1 protein-coding gene is annotated in these 915 nt (G+C 40.5%); it reads right to left on the bottom strand.

Features of this window, described 5'->3' with window-relative positions:
• The coding region (locus AC1DRF_RS29920; RefSeq protein WP_477742564.1) for a DUF2357 domain-containing protein at positions 1–915 on the bottom strand (915 nt) is incomplete at both ends.

Raw genomic sequence — 915 nt, 5'->3', positions numbered from 1 at the left:
CTCTACAATAGCGTCTCGGTAACGATGCATGGTATTAATATCTTCTTCTCTAGGTGAAGGCGTATCGTGATTTGGTTTGATACGATACTTAGCATCAAAAAGATATACACTTTTTTTCTCCCCTTGCTTTACTTCAAGCAGTAAGTCCGGCTTTTGAATAACGGTATGAGTATGATGGTATGCTTTCTGATACCATAGCGTGACTTCTGCTTTCCCCACTTGAAAACGATGATAAGACGGCTGCATCCTGACGTTCAACCCTTGTTCTGTCGTTGTCATGATGTTTTGTTCTATCCGTTTGCCGTAAGTTTGCAACTTCTTTAAAAGACTAACATACGTCCAGTATTCATAGAGAGTTGCGATATCTTTTAATGAAAGGTGGTAAAACTCTCCGTTAAGAGCCAACCCTCGCGTTAAGAACATAAAGTATCTGCTTGCTTCCCGGTAGCGGGGTGCCGTACGCAGTGTAGGAGGAAGAGTTGAAGCTTGTAGGGTCTTCACCCGTTGCCAAAACGCATTATTTAACAGTCTTTTTAATTCGGCATGATTAGTTTCTAGAGCCGATACGGCTTCTTTTTTTACATATCTATCTTCTATCAATTTGTCAATTAGGGCAGTTAGCTTATGATACAGCTGCGTCATCATCCATTTTACACTTTGGTTTTCCAGATTATCATAGGTAGACACATGCCTGGTGCCAATCGCTTTTGTGGGTACTACTTTTATATTTCGATTAATTTTAATCCCCCTGCTTGAAGGTGCAAGATAGGTAGGGTGGGTTCGGACAAAAGATATAGCACGGCTATCTTGTTTTTTTATTTGATCGCCTCTCATGAGCTCATGTTCAACTTTTACCGATTGAAACGGCTGATTTTCAATCTGACGCACAGAATGAAGAAAGGGTTTCATATAGTG

This window comes from Priestia sp. P5_B4 (assembly GCF_056400385.1).
Note: the sequence above shows the minus strand (reverse complement) of the source record. Positions and strands in the feature narration are given on the sequence as shown.